General features: G+C 46.3%; 13 protein-coding genes and 1 pseudogene. 12 read left to right on the top strand and 2 right to left on the bottom strand.

Annotated features, from left to right (window positions below):
• The first annotated feature begins 29 nt into the window (after nucleotides 1-29).
• The 5 genes from NSU18_RS10860 (at nucleotide 30) to NSU18_RS10840 (ending at nucleotide 5,839) form a co-directional block, all read left to right on the top strand.
• A complete protein-coding gene (locus NSU18_RS10860) occupies nucleotides 30-1,967 on the top strand; it encodes an RHS repeat-associated core domain-containing protein (protein ID WP_341148992.1) in 1,938 nt (645 codons plus the stop codon).
• A 9-nt stretch (nucleotides 1,968-1,976) separates the two neighbouring features.
• Nucleotides 1,977-2,375: an Imm7 family immunity protein gene (locus tag NSU18_RS10855; RefSeq protein ID WP_341148991.1), complete on the top strand. Its 399-nt coding sequence runs from the start codon at nucleotides 1,977-1,979 to the stop codon at nucleotides 2,373-2,375.
• A 423-nt stretch (nucleotides 2,376-2,798) separates the two neighbouring features.
• Nucleotides 2,799-3,572, top strand: a complete 774-nt coding sequence (locus NSU18_RS10850) for a hypothetical protein (protein ID WP_341148990.1) — start codon at nucleotides 2,799-2,801, stop codon at nucleotides 3,570-3,572.
• 15 nt (nucleotides 3,573-3,587) lie between these two features.
• A complete protein-coding gene (locus NSU18_RS10845) occupies nucleotides 3,588-4,148 on the top strand; it encodes a hypothetical protein (protein ID WP_341148989.1) in 561 nt (186 codons plus the stop codon).
• A 1,364-nt stretch (nucleotides 4,149-5,512) separates the two neighbouring features.
• Nucleotides 5,513-5,839: a hypothetical protein gene (locus tag NSU18_RS10840; RefSeq protein ID WP_341148988.1), complete on the top strand. Its 327-nt coding sequence runs from the start codon at nucleotides 5,513-5,515 to the stop codon at nucleotides 5,837-5,839.
• A gap of 197 nt (nucleotides 5,840-6,036) precedes the next feature.
• Here the strand turns inward: NSU18_RS10840 and NSU18_RS10835 are convergent, their stop codons facing one another.
• Nucleotides 6,037-6,693, bottom strand: coding sequence for a Crp/Fnr family transcriptional regulator (locus tag NSU18_RS10835; protein ID WP_341148987.1), 657 nt, complete (start codon nucleotides 6,691-6,693; stop codon nucleotides 6,037-6,039).
• A 112-nt stretch (nucleotides 6,694-6,805) separates the two neighbouring features.
• Here NSU18_RS10835 and NSU18_RS10830 point away from each other — a divergent pair, with 112 nt between their 5' ends.
• The 4 genes and pseudogenes from NSU18_RS10830 (at nucleotide 6,806) to NSU18_RS10815 (ending at nucleotide 11,381) form a co-directional block, all read left to right on the top strand.
• A complete protein-coding gene (locus NSU18_RS10830; RefSeq protein ID WP_341148986.1) occupies nucleotides 6,806-7,483 on the top strand; it encodes a lactate utilization protein in 678 nt (225 codons plus the stop codon).
• Nucleotides 7,484-7,677: 194 nt separating this feature from the next.
• Nucleotides 7,678-9,084 (top strand): transposase, encoded by a 1,407-nt coding sequence (locus tag NSU18_RS10825; protein ID WP_341014692.1) that lies wholly within the window; start codon nucleotides 7,678-7,680, stop codon nucleotides 9,082-9,084.
• Between the two features lie 677 nt (nucleotides 9,085-9,761).
• Nucleotides 9,762-10,331, top strand: a pseudogene (locus tag NSU18_RS10820) (DUF4291 domain-containing protein).
• Nucleotides 10,332-10,661: 330 nt separating this feature from the next.
• Nucleotides 10,662-11,381, top strand: coding sequence for a response regulator (locus tag NSU18_RS10815; protein WP_341148985.1), 720 nt, complete (start codon nucleotides 10,662-10,664; stop codon nucleotides 11,379-11,381).
• Between the two features lie 127 nt (nucleotides 11,382-11,508).
• Here the strand turns inward: NSU18_RS10815 and NSU18_RS10810 are convergent, their stop codons facing one another.
• The gene (locus NSU18_RS10810; protein WP_341019836.1) at nucleotides 11,509-11,967 is read right to left on the bottom strand and encodes a hypothetical protein; all 459 of its coding nucleotides are present in this window, start codon (nucleotides 11,965-11,967) and stop codon (nucleotides 11,509-11,511) included.
• A 184-nt stretch (nucleotides 11,968-12,151) separates the two neighbouring features.
• On the opposite strand from NSU18_RS10810, the gene NSU18_RS10805 reads away from it, so the two are divergent.
• The 3 genes from NSU18_RS10805 to dcuS all read left to right on the top strand — a co-directional run bounded on the left by NSU18_RS10805 (nucleotide 12,152) and on the right by dcuS (nucleotide 15,746).
• Nucleotides 12,152-13,582, top strand: a complete 1,431-nt coding sequence (locus tag NSU18_RS10805) for a flavocytochrome c (RefSeq protein WP_341148984.1) — start codon at nucleotides 12,152-12,154, stop codon at nucleotides 13,580-13,582.
• A 25-nt stretch (nucleotides 13,583-13,607) separates the two neighbouring features.
• Nucleotides 13,608-13,967 carry an FMN-binding protein gene (locus tag NSU18_RS10800; protein ID WP_341019839.1) on the top strand — a complete coding sequence of 120 codons (360 nt, stop codon included), beginning with the start codon at nucleotides 13,608-13,610 and terminating at the stop codon, nucleotides 13,965-13,967.
• Between the two features lie 165 nt (nucleotides 13,968-14,132).
• Nucleotides 14,133-15,746, top strand: a complete 1,614-nt coding sequence (dcuS, locus tag NSU18_RS10795) for a DcuS/MalK family sensor histidine kinase (protein ID WP_341148983.1) — start codon at nucleotides 14,133-14,135, stop codon at nucleotides 15,744-15,746.
• The last annotated feature ends 63 nt before the right edge of the window (nucleotides 15,747-15,809 follow it).

The raw sequence follows: 15,809 nt of genomic DNA, 5'->3' as shown, positions 1-15,809 counted from the left end.
CAGCCTATACCCAGCCGCATACAACAGGAATGCACCAGTCTACCGGGGGAGATACTTACGATGCACAGACTAAAGAAATTAATAGTCTTATCGAAAAAGTAACTCAAGCCTATGACGGGTTCAACCGTTTAACGAAAGCTGTCAAGGTGAAGGCGGGAGACCGGACAACTGTAGATTATGTTTATAATGGAGACGGCTTACGGGTAAAGAAAACGGTAAGCAGTGCTAAAGCAGGGAATATAGCAAAGGAAACGAATTATGTATATGACCGTCAGCATGTGATTCTGGAGATGGACGGAAGCAGTAAACTCAATGTCCGTTACATCCGGGGCATTAACTACATTGCCAGAATGAATCAGGCTAAGGCATATACCTACTATTTGTTCAATGGACACGGAGATGTTGTGCAAACTGTATCATCTGCAGGAGAAGTACAGAACCAATATGACTACGATGTCTTTGGTAATCCTACTTTAAGCATCGAGTCCTATTCGGAATCTATCCGTTATGCAGGAGAGTATTATGATGGGGAGACAGGGCTGTACTACCTTCGGGCACGTTATTACGATTTGTACATCGGACGTTTCCTGTCAGAAGACAGCTACTGGGGTGAAGACAATAACCCGCTCAGTCTCAATCGCTACACTTATGCCAATAATGATCCGATTCAGTATATCGATCCGACTGGCCACAAAGCAACGGCAAGCTCCATTCAAAGCCAGATCAACCGAAACGACGCTGCTGCGGACCGCCAAGAGCATCTGTTTCTGGCTAAGCAGAAGGCGTCCACACCGCCTCCAAAACAAGAGCCGCCAGCACCAACGAAGCCTGCACAGAATTCGAAGAAGTCTGCTTCGTCAGCGCCAGCAAATAATAATAAAGCAACTCCACCAGCCACGGTAACAAAGCCGCCGGCAACATCAAACAGTGGCTCAACTAGTAGCTCACGTCCGTCAGCAGCAGGAAGTGCAGCGGTGGCTGCAATATCAAAGTTGCAGCAAAAAAATACAGTTTTGGCAGTGGATCTGAAAAAAGCAAAGAAAGAAGAACAAGTTGTCCAGGCAACTAAAGCAGCCGTGAAGAAAGATCCTGTACCTGTTAAGTCTGCTGCAAAGAGCTCGGGCAGCGGCTCTGTGTTTAATTCGATTAAAAATGGAACGAAGAACCTAATAGTTAATACCGCAAACCTAATAATTCTCGATGATGCTAAGATGGCTTTCGGTAAGGACAAATCTTTCCTGCAAAGAAGTGCAGGTTCTGCTAACTTGCTCTTCAATGTTGCTACTTTTGGTGAAGCCGCAGTAATAAAATCTGGCGTTAAAAGTACTATCCGATTAGCCGATAAAATAACGGAAAAAATAACAGCAAAATTTTTTGCTTCAGCTACGATAAAGGATGCAGCTGAAATAGCTGGAACCAAGGCAATCCAGAAAGCAGCGCAGCAAACTAGTGCAGCAGTAGGGAATCAGACTGTTCAGGAGATGTTGTCGAACAGCCCGAGTGGGCTGTATAGTAAACTGAGAAAACAAGGTATTCCGACCACTCTGACGGATGATGAGGTTAAAGCGGCTAATTCGGTTAATCTTAGGATGCAGGCTGAGGGAGCTGGTAAAGCAGGTCGCTACTCAGGGGATTTGGTGGTTGTAAATAAACCTGATGCAGCGGCAGATGCATTAGCTGAAAGAATTGGTGGTCAATCCCGAGTTAAGTTCTCCAACGATCCCGCTAGTAGAGAGTTTGATGCTATTAATGACCAATATGTTGCTCAATCTAAACCTGCACTCCATACCGTAAATAAAAGTGTTCGGGACCAAATGAAAGCGACATTCGAGGCTGCTCAGGAAACTGGTAGAAGGGTTTATTACCATTTTGAAGGGCAACCTGCTCAATCGGTAATTGATAAACTGAATGAGTACAGCAGTAGATATGGAATAAAAGTTTTAATTGATACAAAACCTTTGAAGTAGGTGAGAATAATGTATGAATTTCACGGTTGGGCAACAATCCATGAGACAACTACAGAAGCTGATGCAGGCAATTTAGAAATGATTGTAAAAAAAATACAAAAATTTATTTTAGAGTTAAATTGGAGTGCTGGGCTTCTGGAGGTTTACCCTTCTAATGGTAATTATTATCTTTCTGTGGGCGGCTTCTTGAATCGTAAAACTACAGAGGCAGAGGAAATAATTAAGCTATATCAATTCATCGCAGACCATTCATCAGGTTCTTACGGAGTACTATATACAAGGGACGATGAAGATATTGAAGGGTACGATAATAACTTTAGAATACTCGTTTTAGCCCGTGGTAATATTCAACTAAAAGAAGATTTATTTTTATCTCCTTTTGTTCCAGTAGTTGAAGATAACGAATAATGTTCCTCTTCATACCTTGATCGGCTTCGTGCCTTTCAAGGTTTTTTCATAGTGAAGTGTGGTTGAAGAACGAAATAATTATTAAATCGACAGCAGATTTAATCCATGTAATAGCTGTAAAAAGATGAATTCCTTTGATTCACCGTGATACCAAAATGGACTGCATCAACTAGTGGTTTCAGGAATATCAGCAGCAGGAAGTGCAGCCGCCGCTGCAATATCAAAGTTGCAGCAGAAAAATACAGTTTTGGCAGCAGATCTGAAAAAAGCAAAGAAAGAAGAACAAGTTGTCTAGGCAACTAAAGCAGCCGTGAAGAAAGATCCTGTACCTGTTAAGTCTGCTGCAAAGAGCTCGGGCAGCGGCTCTGTGTTTAATTCGATTAAAATGGAACGAAGAACCTAGTTGTAAATACCTATAACTTAATGATTGGTGACGACGCTAAACTGGCTTTCGGGAAGGATAAGTCGTTCCTGGAAAGAAGCGTAGGTTCTGCTAACTTGCTGCTTAGTGCCGCTACTTTTGGTGGGTCTGCAATTGTTAAATCTAGCGTTAAAGGTACTATCCAGTTAACGGAAAAAGTAACAGAAAAAATAGCAGCAAAGATATCAGGAAAAGCGGTCACATCAGCTGTGGTAAAGGATGCAGCAGAAATAGCTGGAAGTAAAGCGATCCAGAAAGCAGCACAGCAAACTAGTGCAGCAGTAGGGAATCAGACTGTTCAGGAGATGTTGTCGAACAGCTCGAGTGGGCTGTATAGTAAACTGAGAAAACAAGGTATTCCGACCACTCTGACGAATGATGAGGTTAAGGCGGCTAATTCAGCTGGCCTGAAGATGCAGGCTGAGGGGACGGGGGGAACTGGGACTGTCTGGGATAATATCAAAAGAACACAACCTAATAACCCAGGTACAAGCATTCCTAAATCATTTGAAGTAACAGTGAATGAGGAAAAGTATTGGGTGAATCCAAATGCTACTAAACATATGGTAGAGTATTCAACCAGAACTCTATCACATGGTCAAAAGTTAAATGAACAACAATTATTAAGCAGTTTTCAATCAGCTGTAAAAGAAGCTACGGAAAAGGGGTATAAGTTTAATGAACCGAAAGTAGTTAGCAATTGGGAATTAATATTTAGTCCATCTAGGGAAGCTGGGCAATTACCAGTCATTAAACATGCCCTTTATATTCCTTAAACAGGGAGGAAGACGATGCTAAAATTACAAAGGATATCACAAGATGAGATAAAATCTTATTTGGAGACAGACTTTTATGTACCTATAACCGTTGAGTTTCCTTTAAATGATATTCCATCAAAGGAGTTTTTTTATTACAGGATATTTAATAACAAATCATCTTTCATTGAAGTCAAAGTAAACAGTGAGTCAAAGAAAATATTTAGTATTACAATAGTATCTATCAACGACATTGCATATTCTTCAAAAGAACTAACAAATTTTAGTAATATACCTAAATGTATAGGGAATCCAATAGTTGATATTGATGTATGGAACGGTAAAAAGATCATAGATTCAAAAGATGATTTTACAGTCATGTATAGTGATAATAAACTATTCTTTCTGCTAGAACGCGTCGAAAAAATTACACAAATACTAATTTTACCAAATATTGAGTTGTTACTAAATAAGAGCGATGAAATTGTGGGATATATATTCTATGATATTCCGGTTGATAAAAGGAGGGACTTAGAAGAAGGGATTGTTGCTTCAACAAATACAGCCATTTTCACTACATTGAGCAGGTCAGAGTGACTATCCAATGCCGAATGAATTTATCATTCAATCAACAACACCTTTAACCTATTTAATACTCGTATAAAGATTTCTCCATATCGGTTGTACGCACATCAAATGCTTTAGTTTTATTACTTAAATAACGCTATTCCATTGCATTTAACAGGTTGATTATGGTCAGATACTTCCGTAATCGATCTGTTTTATGATATCTTCGTTTCCTTGCGGTTTTTCCGAATTTACTCGCAACTTTACAATATGCCGCTCAGATAGGAAGGCTATCTAAACCATTGCATCTACTTTAATCAATGAGGAGAACGCTGTTAAATATTTTAAAAGTAAATGTATGGTGAATAATATTTAACTAGTTGAGTTATATGCCCAAAATGATGTGTAGTTGTGGAAACATTCTGAATCTACAAGAAATCCAAAATTAAATACAATATAACTTTATTTCGGACGTGGATTACGACAATTATCACGGAAGCATTGATGCAGAAGATTTATATCAAGAAATGAACATGTTTTTTAAATGTTCTGATTGTGGAGGGATATGGGTATTTTGGGGCGGTTTTGGTGAAAACCAAGTGAGTATATCCCAGTGGTAGATTGAAGTAAGATACAATCTTCAAAGAAACCTTGATTAGCTACATGCTAATCAAGGTTCTTTTTCAATATAGAACCATCTCTAATATCATCCAAACAGAATTGGAAACACGAAGAAATCACCCACAGCCACTTCCCTTACATAAGCAAAGAAATCAGCCCTGCCTTCCGTTAGCGAAAATCCTTTTCTACTGCTTGTTGCAACAGCTTAAATTCGTTTCTATAAAACTCAATCAAGCCGTCCTGCTTCATCCATGCCAGCTCTCCGGATAGGGCACTGCGGTCTACAACCAGTTATTCGGCCATCGCTTCCCGGTCAAAAGGGATCGTAAAAGTTTCCGTTCCAGCTTCACGTCTAACTCTTGTTAAATAAGTTAAAACCTTATCTCGAATAGTCTAAATAATCAGACAATCGTTCCGGTCATGCAGTTCTAACGCCCGTTTGGCGACACTATCGAAAAAATTGTTCGTGTGTCTTACCGAACTTTGTGCAAGGGCTCAATATGTTTTGAATAGGAATAAACAGCACCTCAAGCGGTTCTATGGCCTGTACTTTCACAGGGAATTTATGTTATTCATGAGAGGCTTCACGTTGCGTGTGCAACATCATTTTGCTTTTTACTATACTATATTAATGAATCAACTTTTTTCGCTTGGGACATTTCAAGAAATAAACTCATCAGGCATGAAAGTCCGTAGAATAGCATTTCACCACCCCTATAGCCAGAGAGAACTTGAACCATTTGTATCCTGAAATTATTAGGAGAGTGACAAGTATGAATAAGGATAAACTTTTTCAAATATTAGTAGACCCATCGGCATCAGATGCGGAAAAAGATGATGCAGTGATTGAATTAGGAGAAAACTTTCAAGATGATGAGACTGTGGAGTTTTTAATCAATGTGTCAAACGAAAGTGACTGTAATGAAATGATTGCAGGAAGTTGCGGCGAGTCAATCGGTCAAATTTGGCTTACGATACAAAGGATAAATTATGACATGTTGTCTCAGTTAAAAGGTATTGCCTTAAAAGAGGTGCTATCCTTAATTAAAGCACAGCGCCCGGAGTGGTACAGAATATATTTGGAATTGTTTCCTCAATAAATTATAGCTAAAGCACTTTGGGGGGCCACAGCCATTTCATGGTTTATGGGACACCCTCTATTTTTTATAAATAGAAAGTCATTCCCAATATCATCCAATCAAAGTTAAAAACGCTGAAATCCCCCATAACGACTAGCCCACATAAGCGAAGACATCAGCCCTGCTTTCCGTTAGCGAAATTCCTTTTCTATTGCTTTTCACAACAGCCTAAATTCATTCCTATAAAACTCAATCAACCCGTCCCGCTTCATCCATGCCAGCTCTCGGGATAGGGCGCTGCGGTCTACGTCCAGATATTCGGCCATGGCTTCCCGGTCAAAGGGAATCGTAAAGGTCTCAGTTCCCGTTTCGCGCATTACTCTTGTTAAATAAGTCAGGACCTTATCCCGGATCGTCGGCATAATCAGACAATCGTTCCGGTCATGCAGTTCTAACGCACGTTCTGCAATACTATCGAAAAGATTACCAAGTATTTGTTCGTGTGCCCTACCTAACTTTGTGCAAGGGCTCAATATGTTTTGGATAGGAATAAGCAGCACTTCAAGCGGTTCTATTGCCTTTACTGACATTGGGCATCTTCGTCCACGGCTGGCTGCTGTGAGAACAGCGGTATATCCGCCCGGGTAATGGAGGGATACAATAATTTGTTTTCCTGTGGGGCTTAATTTCGTACTTTGAGCAGTACCTTGCAATATGATGCCGATGTCATCAACGAAATCGCCCTCCCGGACTACCATCTCATCTTTTGTATATTCTTTCTGTGTGGCTGACAGACAATTAAGCATTTGGGGAATATCATCTGGAGCAATCCCTGAAAATAAACGTGATTGACATAGGGAATCTAAGTTATTCATGATAAGCTTCGCGTTGCATGTGCAACATCCTTTTTCTTTTTACTATACTATATTAATCATACATACACACGAAGTTAGCCACCTTGCCTAACGTCAGAACGGAGGAAGACCCATGCAAGCGAAAGAAGATTCAATCAAAGCGAGAAACCGGTTGTTAGCCACCAAGGTCATTAAAAATCTGCAAAGCAGAAAATTTGAAGCTTATTATTGTGACAACGCCATTGAAGCTGCAGAAAAGGCACTATCCTTAATTCCGGAACAGTCTTCGGTATCTTGGGGCGGGTCCGTCACGCTTGAGGAAATCGGGCTGCTTGATCGGGTACGTCAAGTCAGTTATACAGTCACTGACCGTGATACAGCGCAGACGATGGAGGAACGTTATGACCTCATGCGCCAATCTCTTTTGTGCGACACTTATTTAACCAGCTTCAACGCCGTTAGTGAAGATGGGATACTGGTCAATATCGACAGTGTGGGCAACCGGGCGGCAGCGATTACTTTTGGACCGAGAAGTGTGGTTGCTGTCGTTGGGATGAATAAGGTGTGCAAGACCGCTGCAGACGCAGTGATCAGAGCCAGAACCTATGCCGCCCCCATTAACGCAAGCCGTTGTTCGAGTTCGTCCAGCCCCTTCTTGCATTCACCGCAAAAAACGCCCTGCCTGATCAATGGTGCTTGCGCAGATTGTAAATCAGAGGATTGTATCTGTTCTTACATCGTCGAAACCAGAATGTGTAAGACAGCGGGGAGAATTAAGGTTATCCTTGTGGGCGAATCATTGGGATTTTGAATAATTATATTAAAGAGACAATTTCATAATTCAAAACCCTTGCTATACCTGGTTTTTTTGAGCATAGAAAAAGGAGTACCTCCCCAAATTCTCGAAGTTATAGGTGACGAAACCAACACCCGAGAAGAAAAGAGGTAATCCCTATCTATTCTATTCGACAAGAAGAACTGTTTTCCTTTGAGGAATTGCTCCAGATGGCTCCGGAAGATAAATATAGCCAAATCTTTGAACACTTACATTTAGCTCCAGTTCTGTTCGCACTGCGGAAAAAGAGCCACCGTGGACGGCCTGAAAAACTAAACGTACCTGCCATGATCTACTCGCTGCTGATTGCCAAAATGGAGAACATCGAGTTTGTCTCTGCCTTGGTCCGGCGATTGAATCATAGCCACGAATTTCGAGTCCAGTGCCGGTTTACGGGCTCGGACAATATTCCCAGTCAGGCCTCCTATTCTCGTTTGATTCATGCCCTAGCGCAAACGGGAATGCTGGAACAACTTCAGGATCGCCTAGTCACCTCTGCCCTAGAAGAAGGTTTTGTGAGCGGCACCCATCTGGCTGTGGATTCCTCGATGGTTGAGGCATGGGATTGCCAATTTAGCGAATCAGCCTCCAAGCGTCGTGCGGCTCGCCGGGAGCAAAAGAAAGGCGAAGCTCCGGGGGCCGAACAACTTCAGCTCGAACATCAAGAGCCTGAGCCGAAGGCGGTGAACGCGCCGCTGAAGAAACCCAGGTACAGCAAGCCAGGTCGTCCATCCCAGGCCGAAAAGGAACGTCGGCGCGAGGAAATGGAAGCCTATGAACAAAGTCTCGGACCGTTCCAGAAAACCATTGAAGCGATGTTGCCGTACACGTACGATGAACTGCTGACCGAGTTGCCCCGGCATGCTGCGCGTTGTGACAAGAAAAATACGAAGGGCCGAATGACCAGCTATTACGGGTTCAAGGCGAATCTGCTGGTCGACACGGACAGCCAGTATATCCTCAGTGGGCTCTTTAGTTCGGCCAATCCGAATGACCAGCGTATGGCGGTCGTCCTTCTCAAAGGCCTGCTCCTAAAGTTTCCGATGCTAAAGGTCAAGCATATCTTGGGCGACAAAGGCTACGACTGCGCGGCAATCTACCAGTTGATTCATACGCTCGGCGCCTATCCTGCGATTTCCCTGATTCACCATAAAGACCCGCCTGCAGGAATGAATCTGGATTACACGCCGGTGTGCGCTCAAGGACATACGTACCGTTACGACAGTTTTGATGCCAAGTATGAGACCCTGAAGTACACCCGGCCTAGCGAATGCAAAGGCTGTGAGCTTTCCGGTTCCGATTGCCAAAAAGTGTTTAAAATTCGCATGCAAACGGATTTGCGGTTGCACACTTATCCCGCCAGAGGTAGCGAAAGTTTTACCACCCTGTACAACAAGCGGACGGCCGTGGAGCGTGTGTTTGCCTATCTCAAAGAGTATTTCGGGATGAAACGCACACGTCACCGGGGTGTCCGGGCAAGTGTCGATTTCCAGCTCAGTACGCTCGCGTACAATTTGAGTAAGTTTGCATTAGACAAATTGAACCAGCAGTTGAGAGACTCCCAGCAAGTGGCCTGATTTTTTAAAAAAATATGACCTTAGATTTTGGACCAATCTTGCTTTTCAGTAAACTGAATTATGAAATTGACTCTTAAATGCAAATGAATACCCTTCAAATGTCATAATTTCAATAGACGGTTGTTAGTTGGGGGCGTTTGGCTAAGCGTAGCGGACACAGGGGCTCCTATCCGGGCAGAAAGTCGTCACTTGGGCGATTAGCGGACCGCAAGGACCTTATCCCCTGCAATTCAGCCCCAAAACATCCCGCAGAAAGACGATAAGGTCCACTGAGTCCGTTACACTGCAAAAGGTGGCATTCTCGTGGGGATAAGATCTCTTCGGTCCGTTAGATTTTTTGGATGATAGGGTTTCATTACACGAACCCCTGAGTTTCACAAGCTTATCCACCCTTTTAAATCTGACACTGGACTAGGGTCATTTTTCTAACGCACCGTTCGAATGATTTCTCGAATTGGTGTTTTTTTGTTTTCTTTTTTCACGGATAACGTTTGGGGTAAGCCTTATCACTTCGTTCCGCCTTCTATTTTCGAATGTTTAGGCTTACAATATTAACCGACAGATAAAAAGAGCAGGAGGAGCTTGATGGCAAGATTCCAATGTAAGTGTGATGGGACGATATTATTAATTTCCGAAGCAACCATCTAAATGAGAACTGCCAAGCAGACAAAATAATCATGGCCCATTACAACAAGCAAACAGTCCGCGTGTATCAAGCATATAATCATAAAATTGCAGATGAGGTGCTAGAGCTTGGGCAATTCGGGCCATCTTTTAAAATAGATAGAATGACCTGGATCAAGCCTTCTTTCTTGTGGATGATGTACCGGTCAGGGTGGGGGACCAAAACAGACCAGGAGCGGATGTTGGCGATTGATATCACGAGAGAGGGCTTCAATCATATTTTGTCATAGGTAGTCCTGTCCTCATATGACCCTGACTTGTATGCTTCCCAAGAGGAGTGGCAGACGAAGTTACAAGCTTCCCAAGTGAGATGCCAATGGGACCCGGATAGAGATATCCATGGGAACAAATTGCCGCGAAGAGCCATTCAGTTAGGTCTCAGGGGCGATATGGTGCATAAATACATCCACGAATGGATAGTAGAAATCAATGATATTACTGAGTTTGTAATCGATACCAGAGAGGCGATACAATCCGGGAAGTTCAGCGCGGATCTGCTGCCGAAGGAGACTCCGTACTATGTGGAGGATGCTATTCAAAGAACTTTAAGGATACGTATGTAAAATTCTTATAGTTTTCATTTTAGGGGCTAGAAAAGTGAAAGTTATTAATGTTTGGGCAAGTTTAGAAATTTAAGTTAAGGGGAAGTGGCGGAGGGGAATTTTGGAACTGGAGGAGCGGTAGCGACCGCCTAAAAGCTTTCCGCAGGAAAGCTCACTTCGTAAGCAACAGCAGTCACCGGATTTCTACCTCTAAGAGCGTATAAAATCAAGAAATCTGGGGACAACAGCGGCCAGAAGTCCAAAACTTCTCTGGAGTCACGGCCAATCCCTAAACCTAAAATCATTAGTTCAATCAATATACTGTAATTGCACAAAAGACAAGGAGAACCCATGAACATTAGAGTGTTGATCGTAGAGGATGACCCGATGGTGGCGAAGTTTAACCGGCATTATCTGGAGCAGGTTGCGGGCTTTGAGTATGCGGGCTGGGCGGCGACAGGAGATGAGGCGATGACTATGCTGGAGAAGGAGCAGGTAGATCTGGTGCTGCTGGATATATATATGCCGCGGGTCAGCGGACTGCAGCTGCTCTCTGCTCTGCGGGAGCAGGGGAGCAAGGTGGATATCATTGTGATCTCCGCCGCCAGTGACAATGCCAGCATCCGCAAGGCGCTGCAGAACGGGGCTGTGGATTATTTGATCAAGCCGTTCGAGTTTGCCCGGTTTCAGGCGGCCTTGTCGGCGTATCGTGAAGATTATAAGCTGATGCACAAGGAGCATCTCAGCCAGGAGCAGCTGGATAAGCTGCTGCGGCATTCGCTCGGGACGGAAGAGGAGAAGAGCGCTGCCCTGCCGCTGCCCAAGGGACTTGCCGAAGGCACACTGGAGAGCATCTGGAGCACGATTAACCGGCTGGAGAGCCCTGTGTTCTCCACGGAGGATATCAGCAGCCATGCGCCCATCTCGCGGATCTCGGTCCGCAAATATCTGGCTTTTCTGACGGAGGCAGGTATTCTGGAAATGGAGCTAAGCTACGGGGCGGTAGGCAGGCCGGTGTATATGTATAAGGTGAAACCTGAAGGGCATGAACTTATCCGTAAATATCTATAAGCTTTCTCTATAAAATAAAACGGAGTCACGGTGTCCCGAGGCTGCCTCAGGCGTTCCATGACTCCATATAGCCGTCACATTAGCTGTGAAGGTTATTAAGCTATGCCTTACATAAGCGTGCGCAGAATCAATCGAAGGCCTGCTGCAGAGCCAGCGGACTGAACTCGTTAATTATTTTATAGGCTACCAGGTGCGGGTTGTTCATGTCATTGTCATAGATAATCATGTGATGCTTGCCCTTCAAAATAATGTCGAACCGCTGCTTCCGGTCGGCCTGGACGATGGTAAGGTAATAGCTGTACTTGTTGTCTGTGCTCACATTGCGGGCGGATTTCATCAGGCGGACACCGGAGAAATCATCGTAGATCCGCTTAATCGCTTCCGGCTCGGTGATCACAATATCCTTCTGTTCACCGGGAACAGAAGACAGGCGGGTAATTTCCAGTGCAGCGATATCTTCCAGACGGATGGTTCGGGCAACTACTCTTTTAAATGAAGTATAGCGGCTTGCAGTGTAGCTCATCAGGGAGACACCGGCTACAGCCAGAACAGCACCGGCCAGCCAATATTTTTCGCTTTTTTCCATAGTTTCTGCTCCTCCTAGTGATACGGTTGTATAAGCTCCAATTATAAATCTATAACCACATTCAAGCAAATTCACTACCTTTATTTACTTTATCATTTCTTTAATTACTAAATATTCTAGTCGGGGCTCCTTCAGGTTATGATGATTGTGAAAATATGCACAATGACAATTGGAGGAGAACAGAATGAACAGAAAGAGATGGGGAAGTCTGCTGGGCAAAGGGTTGCTGCTGGCAAGTCTGGTGGTATTGCCTGCCTGTAACAGCACCAAAGGGGAGTCTACGGACATCGTAATTATCGGCGGCGGCGGAGCGGGGATGACTGCAGCGCTTGAAGCACATAGCCAGGGAGCCAAGGTCATTCTGATTGAGAAAATGCCAATGCTTGGCGGCAACACCGTCCGTGCGGAAGGCGGGCTGAATGCGGCAGGAACACCTTATCAGGCAGCGGCTGGTATCACAGACAGTCCGGAGCTGCATTTCGAGGATACTATGAAGGGCGGCAAGAATCTCAATAACCCGGATCTGGTCAGAACGCTTACGAACGGTGCGGCGGCTTCCGTGGAGTGGCTGAAGGAGAATGGAGCCGAGCTGTCTGAAGTGGGACGCGCAGGCGGGGCAAGCGTGAACCGGATTCACCGTCCGAAGGGCGGCGAGGCGGCCGGGAACTTCATCGTCGTTGCGCTGAAGAAGAAGCTGCAGGATGAGAAGATTGATGTAAGAATGCAAACGACAGCCAAAGAGATCGTCAAGAATGATGAAGGTGTAGTTACCGGAGTGAAGGTGACCGACAAGGAAGGCAAGGAGTACACGATCAATGCCAAATCCGTGATTCTGGCCGCCGGAGGCTTCGGAGCCAATATGGAGATGATCAAGGGCTACCAGCCGAAGCTGGAAGGGTTCTCCACCACTAACCATCCGGGCGCAACCGGCGATGGTACAACGATGGCAGAGAAGATCGGCGCCAAGCTGGTAGACATGAAGGAGATTCAGATTCATCCGACCACTATCCCGGGTCAAGGCGTGCTGATCACCGAAGGCGTGCGCGGAGACGGGGCAATTCTGGTCAACACCGACGGCAAACGGTTCACGAATGAGCTGCTGACCCGCGATGTCGTGTCCCAGAATATTCTGGCCCAGCCGGGCAAGGTGGCTTATCTGATCTTCAATGATGAGCTGCGTGCGAACCTGAAAGCGACCGAAGTCTACTTTGGAATGGATCTGGTCAAAGAAGCGGCGACTCCTGAAGAATTGGCGGCCCAGATTGGGGTAGACGGCAAAGCACTGGCGGATACACTGAATACGTATAATGGCTTTGTTGCTTCCGGCAAGGATACAGAGTTTGAACGGCCGGATCTGGAGCTTTCTTTTGAACAAGGCAAGTACTATGCAATTCAGATAACACCAGGAATTCACCATACAATGGGCGGCGTAGCGATTAATCCGCAGGCTCAGGTGCTGGATACCAAGGATCAGGTCATTGCCGGACTGTATGCAGCAGGCGAAGTTACAGGCGGGGTTCATGGTGCGAACCGTCTGGGCGGTAATGCATTGGCAGACATCATCACCTTCGGGCGGATTGCTGCAGATGAAGCTGTGAAGGCACTGAAGAAATAGGAACTTTCAGAAGGAGGAATTACTCATGCAGAAGTGGACAAAAACCTTGCTGTTCTCTGCCCTTGCGGCTGCTACAGTACTTACGGCGGGATGCTCTTCATCTTCCGGCAAGTATGTGGACGGGACATATGATGGAACAGGCAAAGGAGTCAAGAGTGATATTAAAGTGGCGGTAGAAATCAAGGATGAGAAGATCGACGCCATTACCGTAGAAGAGCACAAGGAGACGCAGGCGATGATCGATGCGGCTGTGGAGAATACAATTCCTGAAATTATTGAAAAGCAAACCACAGAAGGCGTAGACGCCCTCTCCGGGGCTTCCGGCTCCAGCGGCGGGATTATTGAAGCGGTGACCCAGGCGCTGGAACAGGCCAAGAAGCAGTAGCTATCATCCAATCAGCAAGCCCAGCCCTCCTGTCTCCGGCAGAACGGCTGGGCTTGCTTCATTCGTCTATCCCCTACGAAGCGATCCTGAGGAGTAGCTTTACAAACTCAGGCTCAACTAATATAGTTCGAAGGGAATAGGATACGAAGGGAGGTCATCACGCAAGTGGCCAGGAAAAAAAGCTACAGTCTGCGCACAATGATCGCCGTCATGGTTTCTGCCGTTGTGCTGCTGGTATTGCTGATTTTATATTTTATTTTCCGCAATCAGATTATTCCGCAGACCCGGCAGGCGCTGGAGGATAAGGCGATTACGATTGCCCGTACCATCGCCTTGATTCCGCTGGTCTCTGAGGGACTCAGTGAGGGCAACAGCAAGGAGATTCAGGACTACACCTCAAGAATCGCCCGCCGCAATGATATTATGTTCGTGGTCGTGACAGATATGAAGGGAATCCGCTATTCCCATCCGGATGCTTCGCTGGTCGGTCTGCCCTTTGCGGGAGGCGGTCAGGAGATATCGCTGCGCGGAGGGGAGAGCATCTCCGAAGGGGCCGGTCCGCTGGGCAGATCCCTGCGCGGCTTCGTGCCGGTCTATAACAACCGGGGGCATCAGGTGGGTGTGGTCATTGCCGGTCTGTCCCTGGAGCGGGTCGAGCGGCTGGTCCTGCTGAATGAGTGGACGATCATTGCGATTCTGGTCTCGGGAGCCTTGCTTGGAGCGGGAGGAGCATTCATTCTGGCGGCCCAGATCAAGCGGATGGTGTTCGGGATGGAGCCGGAGGATATCTCCAAGCTGCTCCAGGAACGCAGTGCGATGCTGGAATCCACGCGGGAGGGAATTATTGCCGTAGACCAGCAGGCGCGGATTACCATCCTTAATATGGAGGCGCAGCGGCTTTTGCGGGCAGCGGGGATTGGCGGGAGCGCCATGAACCGGCAGATTGCCGAGTTTTGGCCGGAGCTGGGGCTGGAGCGGGTATTGGCTGAGGGAGAGGGGATACAGGACCAGGAGCTGGAGCTGGGAGACAGCTCTCTATTGGTGAACAGCCTGCCAGTCCGGGTGAACGGGAACATCGTTGGCGCAATTGCCACCTTCCGGGATGAGACCGAGCTGGCTGTGCTGGCGGAGAAGCTGTCGGGAGTCTCGGTCTATGCAGAAGCGCTGCGCTCCGGCGCCCATGAGTTCATGAACAAGCTGCATGTCATTATGGGCATGACGCATATGGGCCTGTATGATGAGCTGCAGCAATATATTCTGGGGACGGTAAGCAATTACCAGAAGGAGATTGGGGCGATCACGAGACAGATCAAGGACCCGGTGCTGGCCGGATTTCTGCTGGGGAAGCTGAGCCGGGCGCGCGAAGCAGGGATGGAGCTGGTGCTGACTGGAGACAGTTTTTTGCCGGAGCCGGCCGATCCGCAGGTGATTCATGAGCTGATTACGATTGCCGGCAATCTGCTGGATAATGCATTGGAGGCACTGGAGGAGCTCTGCGGGCAACCCGTGAAGCGGGTGGAGCTTGCTTTTCAATATGAAGAGGGGCGGCTGCTATGCGAGGTAAGCGACAACGGTCCGGGAATTCCGGCAGGCCTGGGGGAGAAAATCTTCGCTCAGGGCTACTCCTCCAAGGGGGAACAGCGGGGAATCGGCCTATATCTGGTGAAGAAAAGTGTAGACAAACTTGGCGGTCATCTTGAGCTTGCCGCCGGCTGCGGGCCGGGAGCGCATTTTATCGTGGATGTGCCTTATGAGGTGAAGGAGGAGGAGGGGGTGTGAACATTTAAGGTCCGCATGCCCGCTTACTTTAGTTACAAAACTCTTTAATAACTTACGGAAGGT

It is taken from the genome of Paenibacillus sp. FSL H8-0048 (assembly GCF_038002825.1).
In the GTDB taxonomy this organism is placed as follows: Bacteria; Bacillota; Bacilli; order Paenibacillales; family Paenibacillaceae; genus Paenibacillus_AQ.
The sequence above is the reverse complement of the archived record's forward strand: the minus strand, read 5'-3'. Positions and strand labels throughout refer to the sequence as shown.

Excerpts from the sequence above, each read along its gene's own strand:
- NSU18_RS10860 (WP_341148992.1), top strand. The coding sequence starts at position 30 with ATGCACCAGTCTACCGGGGGAGATACTTACGATGCACAGACTAAAGAA.
- NSU18_RS10855 (WP_341148991.1), top strand. The coding sequence starts at position 1,977 with ATGTATGAATTTCACGGTTGGGCAACAATCCATGAGACAACTACAGAA.
- NSU18_RS10850 (WP_341148990.1), top strand. The coding sequence starts at position 2,799 with ATGATTGGTGACGACGCTAAACTGGCTTTCGGGAAGGATAAGTCGTTC.
- NSU18_RS10845 (WP_341148989.1), top strand. The coding sequence starts at position 3,588 with ATGCTAAAATTACAAAGGATATCACAAGATGAGATAAAATCTTATTTG.
- NSU18_RS10840 (WP_341148988.1), top strand. The coding sequence starts at position 5,513 with ATGAATAAGGATAAACTTTTTCAAATATTAGTAGACCCATCGGCATCA.
- NSU18_RS10835 (WP_341148987.1), bottom strand. The coding sequence starts at position 6,693 with ATGAATAACTTAGATTCCCTATGTCAATCACGTTTATTTTCAGGGATT.
- NSU18_RS10830 (WP_341148986.1), top strand. The coding sequence starts at position 6,806 with ATGCAAGCGAAAGAAGATTCAATCAAAGCGAGAAACCGGTTGTTAGCC.
- NSU18_RS10825 (WP_341014692.1), top strand. The coding sequence starts at position 7,678 with ATGGCTCCGGAAGATAAATATAGCCAAATCTTTGAACACTTACATTTA.
- NSU18_RS10815 (WP_341148985.1), top strand. The coding sequence starts at position 10,662 with ATGAACATTAGAGTGTTGATCGTAGAGGATGACCCGATGGTGGCGAAG.
- NSU18_RS10810 (WP_341019836.1), bottom strand. The coding sequence starts at position 11,967 with ATGGAAAAAAGCGAAAAATATTGGCTGGCCGGTGCTGTTCTGGCTGTA.
- NSU18_RS10805 (WP_341148984.1), top strand. The coding sequence starts at position 12,152 with ATGAACAGAAAGAGATGGGGAAGTCTGCTGGGCAAAGGGTTGCTGCTG.
- NSU18_RS10800 (WP_341019839.1), top strand. The coding sequence starts at position 13,608 with ATGCAGAAGTGGACAAAAACCTTGCTGTTCTCTGCCCTTGCGGCTGCT.